The organism is Streptomyces sp. NPDC015130, assembly GCF_043080005.1.
Classification (GTDB): Bacteria; Actinomycetota; Actinomycetes; order Streptomycetales; family Streptomycetaceae; genus Streptomyces.
In genome coordinates this window covers 155,757-162,477 of the sequence record NZ_JBIBVC010000009.1, presented here as the reverse complement: position 1 = coordinate 162,477, position 6,721 = coordinate 155,757, and the positions used below count along the sequence as shown (strand labels likewise).

Here is a 6,721-nt window from a genome sequence, read left to right as displayed (position 1 = left end):
GCCGGGGGTCCCCCCCTAGACCGCGCGGTGGCCCCCTCCGTGGACGGGGGGCGCCAACTTTTTTGGCCTGGCTTGGGGGGGGCCCCCCCCCCCCGGGGGGCGGGGGGGGGGGGGCCCCGGGCGCCCCGCTGCGGAAGAGCCGGGATCAGGCGTCGACCTTCTCCATGACCTCGTCGCTGACGTCGAAGTTGGCGAAGACGTTCTGCACGTCGTCGCTGTCCTCCAGCGCGTCGATCAGCTTGAACATCTTGCGCGCGCCCTCCTCGTCGAGCTCGACCTGCATGGTCGGGACGAAGCTGGACTCGGCCGAGTCGTAGTCGATGCCGGCCGTCTGGAGCGCGGTACGGACCGCGACCAGGTCGGTGGCCTCGCTGATGATCTCGAAGGACTCGCCGAGGTCGTTGACCTCCTCGGCGCCGGCCTCGAGCACCGACTCCAGGACGTCGTCCTCGGACAGCTCGCCCTTGGGGAGCACGACGACGCCCTTGCGGTTGAACAGGTACGAGACCGAGCCCGGGTCGGCCATGGAGCCGCCGTTGCGGGTCATGGCGACGCGGACGTCGGAGGCGGCACGGTTGCGGTTGTCGGTGAGGCACTCGATGAGCACCGCGACACCGTTCGGGCCGTAACCCTCGTACATGATCGTGGCGTAGTCGACGCCGCCGGCCTCGAGGCCGCCGCCGCGCTTGACCGCGGAGTCGATGTTCTTGTTCGGGACCGAGCTCTTCTTCGCCTTCTGGATGGCGTCGTAGAGCGTCGGGTTGCCGTCCGGGTCGGCACCGCCGGTGCGGGCCGCGACCTCGATGTTCTTGATCAGCTTCGCGAAGAGCTTGCCGCGCTTGGCGTCGATCACGGCCTTCTTGTGCTTCGTCGTAGCCCATTTAGAGTGGCCGGACATCTGCCTGTCTCCTTCGCGTAACCCTTTACTGAACGAACCCGAGAGATCCTACCGGGATCGGATCAGCTCGCGGCGCGCACCATGTCGACGAAGAGGCCGTGGATGCGGTGATCCCCCGTGAGTTCGGGGTGGAACGAAGTCGCCAGGACGTTCTCCTGGCGTACGGCCACGATGTGGCCGCCGTGCTCGGCGAGGACCTCGACCTGGGCGCCGACGGACTCGACCCAGGGGGCGCGGATGAAGACGCCCTCGACGGGTCCGTCCTCGATGCCCTGGACGGTCACGCCGGCCTCGAAGGACTCGTTCTGCCGCCCGAAGGCGTTGCGGCGGACGATCATGTCGATGCCGCCGAAGGTCTCCTGGCCCGAGCGCGGGTCGAGGATCTTGTCGGCGAGCATGATCAGCCCGGCGCAGGTGCCGTAGACGGGCATGCCCGCGGCGATGCGCTCGCGGAGCGGCTCCATGAGACCGAAGAGCACGGCCAGCTTGGAGATGGTGGTGGACTCGCCACCGGGGATGACGAGACCGTCGACCTCGGCGAGCTCCTCGGGGCGCCGGACCGGCCTGGCCACGGCGTCAGCCGCGGCCAGGGCGATCAGGTGCTCCCGTACGTCGCCCTGGAGGGCCAGGACACCAATCACGGGAGAGGGGTTCATCGGTGCTTACCAGCCCCGGTTGGCGTAGCGCTCGGCCTCGGGGAGGGTGTCGCAGTTGATGCCGACCATGGCCTCGCCCAGGTTGCGGGAGGCGTCCGCGATGACCTTCGGGTCGTCGAAGAAGGTGGTGGCCTTCACGATGGCGGCGGCGCGCTTGGCCGGGTCGCCGGACTTGAAGATGCCGGAGCCGACGAAGACGCCCTCGGCACCGAGCTGGCGCATGAGCGCGGCGTCGGCGGGGGTGGCGACACCACCGGCGGAGAACAGCACGACCGGCAGCTTGCCGAGCTCGGCGACCTCCTTGACGAGCTCGTACGGGGCGCGCAGCTCCTTGGCCGCGGCGAAGAGCTCGTTGTTGTCGAAGCCGCGCAGCTTGGCGATCTCGTTCTTGATCTGGCGCAGGTGGCGGACGGCCTCGACGACGTTGCCGGTGCCGGCCTCGCCCTTGGAGCGGATCATGGCCGCGCCCTCGGCGATGCGGCGCAGGGCCTCGCCCAGGTTGGTGGCACCGCAGACGAAGGGGGTCGTGAAGGCCCACTTGTCGGAGTGGTTGACCTCGTCGGCCGGGGTCAGGACCTCGGACTCGTCGATGTAGTCGACGCCGAGGGACTGCAGGACCTGGGCCTCGACGAAGTGGCCGATGCGGGACTTGGCCATGACCGGGATGGAGACCGCGCCGATGATCTCTTCGATCATGTTCGGGTCGGACATACGGGCCACGCCGCCGTCCTTGCGGATGTCCGCGGGGACCCGCTCCAGGGCCATGACGGCCACGGCGCCGGCGTCCTCGGCGATCTTCGCCTGCTCGGCGTTGACCACGTCCATGATCACGCCGCCCTTGAGCTGCTCGGCCATGCCGCGCTTGACGCGGGCGGTGCCGGTCTCGGGGGACTGGAAGGTGGTGGAAGGCGTGGTGGACACAGGTACCTCACTCGTGACAACGGGGGTTGACGACAAGAAGAGGAAACAGGCCACATGGGGTCCACATCAAGGGCCAATGTGGACCCGGTGGATCGTTTTCCCAGGTGACGTGGGGTCAGGCGGGTCGATCGGCAAGGGCCACGGGCGGCTCGTCGTCCATTTCGAAGGCCAGCGGGAAAGGCGCGTGGCCTGCGAGGCGGAACCAGCGGACCTTGCGGTGGCGGCGCAGGGCGCGGGCGGCCCGTACGGCGTCGTTGTGGAAGCGGCGTGCCATCGGGACCCGGCGGACGGCCGCGGCCAGCTCCTCCGCGGCCTCCGGGCCGCCGGGCGCCTCCCGTACGAGCTCCACCTGCTCCGGCTCGCCGAAGACGGCCCGCAGGGCCTGGCTGAGCTCGCTCTCGGCGACCTCGCGGTGGTCCTCCTCGGCCTGCCGGGCGGCGTGCGCGGCCTCGTACAGCACGATCGAGGCGGCGGGGTCGAGGACGCCGGAGGTCGCGAGCTCCTGGGTGACCGAGGCCCGGCGCAGGAGCTGGGCGTCGAGGGCGGCGCGGGCGGCGTCGATGCGGGAGTGGAGGCGGTCGAGGCGGCCGGCGGTCCAGCTGAGATAGACGCCGATGAGGATCAGCGCGACGACGGTCCAGATCAGGGTTTCGGTCACGGGCGCAAAGGCTACCCGGGCGGCGGCAGCACACCTTCCCAAAGGGCGTGGTCATGGGCGAACAGGACACGGACCGGCCGCCCGGCCGCGAGCTCGGCCAGCCGTCCGAGCCAGGGCCGGCGCGGGGTGCCGAACTCGCCGGCCGTGTCGTACGCCTGCCCCGCGAGGACCGTCAGGCGGTCGCCGTGGTCGAGGACGAGCGACTGGTGCCCGTCGACGTGGCCGGGCGTCGGCACGATCCGTACGCCGGGGGCGAGGACGTGCTCCCCGTCGACGGGCGTCCAGGCGACGCCCGGGAGGAGCGTGTCGATGGTGTACCCGCCCGCCCGCGCGGTGGCCAGCTCGCCGCGCTGGACGAGGGCGGGGGTGCCGGGGAAGCGCTGGTTGCCGCCGATGTGGTCGAAGTGGAGGTGGCAGTTGACCACCGCGTCCACCTCGCCGGGCGGCACGGTGAGCGGCCGGCGCTCGATCGCGTAGTGGGCGTCGGTCTCGGGAGACCCCTCGCCCATGCCGGTGTCGAAGAGGACGGTGCCGCCGGGATGGCGCACGAGGTACGCGAAGGCGGCCTCCACGCGCGCGTGCGTGCCGCCCCACTCGGCGGCGGGTCGGGTGAAGCGGCCGAGGTCGAGCCGCGTGACGTCGATCATGGAACCAGGTTGCGCCCGCCGGCCCCCGTCGCGCCCACCGGTTCCGCCGGGGGCGGAAAGGGCGGGCACGACGGGGAGGACCGGGATCAGAGGCCCAGCCGGGCCCTCAGGCCGCCCGTCTTCTCGTCCGTGTCGACCGCCGCGGCCCCGTCCGCGACCGTCTCGTAGACGGCGAGGATGTCCGCGCCGACCGTGGACCAGTCGAAGCGCCGCACGTGCGCCGAACCGCGCGCGCTCAGCTTCGCGCGCCGTGTCTCGTCGCCCAGGAGCCGGATCGCCGCGTCCGCGAGCGCGTCCGCGTCCTCGTTGGCGAAGAGCTCGCCCGCGGCACCCTGGTCGAGGACCTGGGCGAAGGCGTCGAGGTCGGCGGCGAGGACCGGCGCGCCCGCCGACATGGCCTCGACGAGGATGATGCCGAAGCTCTCGCCGCCGGTGTTGGGCGCCACGTACACGTCGACGCTGCGCAGCAGCCGCGCCTTGTCCTCGTCGCTGACCATGCCGAGGAACTCCACCCGGGACCGCATCTCGGGCGGCAGCGAGGCCACCGCCTCCTCCTCGTCCCCGCGCCCCGCGACCAGGAGCCGCGCCCCGGGCCGTTCGGTGAGGATGCGGGGCAGGGCGCGCATGAGGACGGGCAGGCCCTTCCTCGGCTCGTCGATCCGGCCGATGAAGCCGAGCGTCTCGCCCTGCCACTCCTTCTTCGGCTCGGCGCGGGCGAAGAAGTCCACGTCGACGCCGTTGGGGATGAGGACGGCGTCGCCGCCGAGGTGCTCGACGAGGGTCCGTCGCGCATACTCGCTCACCGCGATGCGGGCGCTGATCTTCTCCAGGGCGGGCTGGAGGATCGGGTACGCGGCGATCATGGCGCGCGAGCGGGGGTTCGAGGTGTGGAAGGTGGCCACGATCGGCCCCTGCGCCGCCCAGCAGGTGAGCAGGCCCAGGGAGGGCGAGGCCGGCTCGTGGATGTGGACGACGTCGAAGGTGCCGTCGTGCAGCCAGCGGCGCACCCGGGCGGCGGAGAGGAAGCCGAAGTTCAGCCGGGCCACCGAGCCGTTGTACGGGACGGGCACGGCACGGCCGGCCGAGACCACGTACGGCGGGAGGGGGGTGTCCTCGTCGGCGGGGGCGAGGACGGAGACCTCGTGCCCGAGCCGGATGAGGTGCTCGGCGAGGTCGCGGATGTGGAACTGGACGCCGCCCGGCACGTCCCAGGAGTACGGGCAGACGATCCCGATCCTCACGTGGTCCGCTCCCCGTCCCGGTCCGGGCTCGGTGGAGCCGCGGGGCGTTCGTCCAGGTCGGCGAGCCACAGGCGCTGCAGCATGTGCCAGTCCTCCGGGTGGTCCGCGATGCCGGCGGCGAAGGCGTCGGCCAGTGCCTGGGTGGCGGCGGCGGTCCGCTCGGTGCGGGTACCCGACTCGGGTACGTCGACGGGCGGGTGGATGCGGCCGCGCATGACGGCCGTGTCGTCGTACCAGAGCGTCACGGGCAGCAGCAGCGCGCCCGTCTGCTGCGCGAGGATCGCCGGTCCGGCCGGCATCCGCGCGGTGTCGCCGAAGAAGGCGACCTCGACGCCGGACGCCGACAGGTCGCGGTCGGCGACCAGGCAGACCAGGCCGCCGGCCCGCAGCCGCCGCGCGAGGGTCCCGAAGGCGGAGCCCCCGGTGTGCGGGAGGACCTCCATGCCGAGGGACTCGCGGTAGGCGACGAACCGGTCGTACAGCGTCTCCGGCTTGAGCCGCTCGGCGACCGTCGTGAACGGGACGCCGAGGGCGCGGGTCACCCACACGCCCGCCAGGTCCCAGTTGGCCAGGTGGGGCAGGGCGAGGATGACGCCGCGCCCGGCGGCGAGGCCGTCGAGCAGGTAGTGGGCGTCCTTGATGTCGACCTCGCGCTCGACACGCTCCTTGCTCCAGGTCGGCAGCCGGAAGGACTCCATCCAGTACCGCATGTACGAGCGCATGCCGGCCTTCGACAGCTCGGCGAGCCGCTCGGGCGTGGCGTCGGGCACCACGCGCGCGAGGTTGGACTCCAGCCGCAGGACGCTCTTGCCGCGCCGCTTCCAGGCGAAGTCGGCGATCCGTCGGCCGAGGCCGGTCGCCACCGGCTCCGGCAGCTTCTTCACGGTCGACCAGCCGAGGCCGTACACCCCGTCGGTCACCCTGTCCTTCAGCGCGCTCACGTGGCCGCCTCGCTCCCCCTGGCCGCGGCGTCCGCCTCGGCCGACTCCCGTCGTACCGTCACCACTCGCTGCCCCAGGGTCACCGCGCTGCCGACCGCCACGATCCACAGGGCGATCGGGAGCAGCACCTGGACGCCGGGCACGCCGAAGGCGTGGAGTCCGGCGAGACCGGCGGCGACCAGCGAGATGACGAGGCGCTCGGCGCGCTCGATCAGTCCGTTGACGGCGACCGGCAGGCCAATCGATTCGCCACGGGCCTTGGTGTACGAGACGACCTGACCGCTCGCGAGGCAGAAGATGGCGACCGCGCACAGCACGTTGTCGTCGCCCTTGCCCGCGTACCAGAGCGCGAAGCCGCCGAAGATCGCGCCGTCCGCGACCCGGTCGAGCGTCGAGTCGAGGAACGCCCCCCAGCGGCTGGAGATCCCCGCCTGCCGGGCCATGTTGCCGTCGACCAGGTCGGAGAAGACGAACAGGGTGATGACGATCGTGCCCCAGAAGAACTCTCCGCGCGGGAAGAAGACCAGCGCGCCGGCCATCACTCCCGCGGTGCCGATGAGCGTGACCGCGTCCGGAGTGACGCCCCGGCGGAGCAGAAACGCGGCGAACGGTGTGAGGACACGCGTGAAAAAGGCACGCGCGTACTTGTTCAGCATGGCCTTCCCGAGGTTCGGTGGGCCGCGCGGCCCCTATGACCACCGGCTCACCCATCGTAGCCACGCGCGCGCCGCCGACGTGGCGGGCACCCTTTCCCGCCAC

At 71.9% G+C, this 6,721-nt stretch carries 8 protein-coding genes; all 8 read right to left on the bottom strand.

The window, feature by feature from the left end:
* Positions 1–145: 145 nt before the first annotated feature.
* Positions 146–898: a YebC/PmpR family DNA-binding transcriptional regulator gene (locus tag ACF08F_RS20770; protein WP_392299990.1), complete on the bottom strand. Its 753-nt coding sequence runs from the start codon at positions 896–898 to the stop codon at positions 146–148.
* 62 nt (positions 899–960) lie between these two features.
* Positions 961–1,554, bottom strand: a complete 594-nt coding sequence (gene pdxT, locus ACF08F_RS20765; RefSeq protein ID WP_392299989.1) for a pyridoxal 5'-phosphate synthase glutaminase subunit PdxT — start codon at positions 1,552–1,554, stop codon at positions 961–963.
* A 6-nt stretch (positions 1,555–1,560) separates the two neighbouring features.
* Complete coding sequence (gene pdxS, locus ACF08F_RS20760; protein ID WP_392299988.1) at positions 1,561–2,475, bottom strand: pyridoxal 5'-phosphate synthase lyase subunit PdxS; 915 nt, start codon at positions 2,473–2,475, stop codon at positions 1,561–1,563.
* 115 nt (positions 2,476–2,590) lie between these two features.
* Positions 2,591–3,133, bottom strand: a complete 543-nt coding sequence (locus ACF08F_RS20755; protein ID WP_055644542.1) for a hypothetical protein — start codon at positions 3,131–3,133, stop codon at positions 2,591–2,593.
* An 11-nt stretch (positions 3,134–3,144) separates the two neighbouring features.
* On the bottom strand, positions 3,145–3,780 hold the full coding sequence (locus tag ACF08F_RS20750; RefSeq protein ID WP_392299987.1) for an MBL fold metallo-hydrolase: 636 nt from the start codon (positions 3,778–3,780) through the stop codon (positions 3,145–3,147).
* A gap of 86 nt (positions 3,781–3,866) precedes the next feature.
* Positions 3,867–5,021, bottom strand: a complete 1,155-nt coding sequence (locus ACF08F_RS20745) for a glycosyltransferase family 4 protein (protein ID WP_392299986.1) — start codon at positions 5,019–5,021, stop codon at positions 3,867–3,869.
* Positions 5,018–5,962: a phosphatidylinositol mannoside acyltransferase gene (locus ACF08F_RS20740; protein ID WP_392299985.1), complete on the bottom strand. Its 945-nt coding sequence runs from the start codon at positions 5,960–5,962 to the stop codon at positions 5,018–5,020. The genes ACF08F_RS20745 and ACF08F_RS20740 overlap by 4 nt, the downstream gene beginning before the upstream one ends.
* On the bottom strand, positions 5,959–6,618 hold the full coding sequence (pgsA, locus tag ACF08F_RS20735; RefSeq protein WP_392299984.1) for a phosphatidylinositol phosphate synthase: 660 nt from the start codon (positions 6,616–6,618) through the stop codon (positions 5,959–5,961). Before pgsA ends, ACF08F_RS20740 begins: the two co-directional genes overlap by 4 nt.
* Positions 6,619–6,721 lie beyond the last annotated feature (103 nt).

Excerpts from the sequence above, each read along its gene's own strand:
- ACF08F_RS20770 (WP_392299990.1), bottom strand. The coding sequence starts at position 898 with ATGTCCGGCCACTCTAAATGGGCTACGACGAAGCACAAGAAGGCCGTG.
- pdxT (WP_392299989.1), bottom strand. The coding sequence starts at position 1,554 with ATGAACCCCTCTCCCGTGATTGGTGTCCTGGCCCTCCAGGGCGACGTA.
- ACF08F_RS20750 (WP_392299987.1), bottom strand. The coding sequence starts at position 3,780 with ATGATCGACGTCACGCGGCTCGACCTCGGCCGCTTCACCCGACCCGCC.
- pgsA (WP_392299984.1), bottom strand. The coding sequence starts at position 6,618 with ATGCTGAACAAGTACGCGCGTGCCTTTTTCACGCGTGTCCTCACACCG.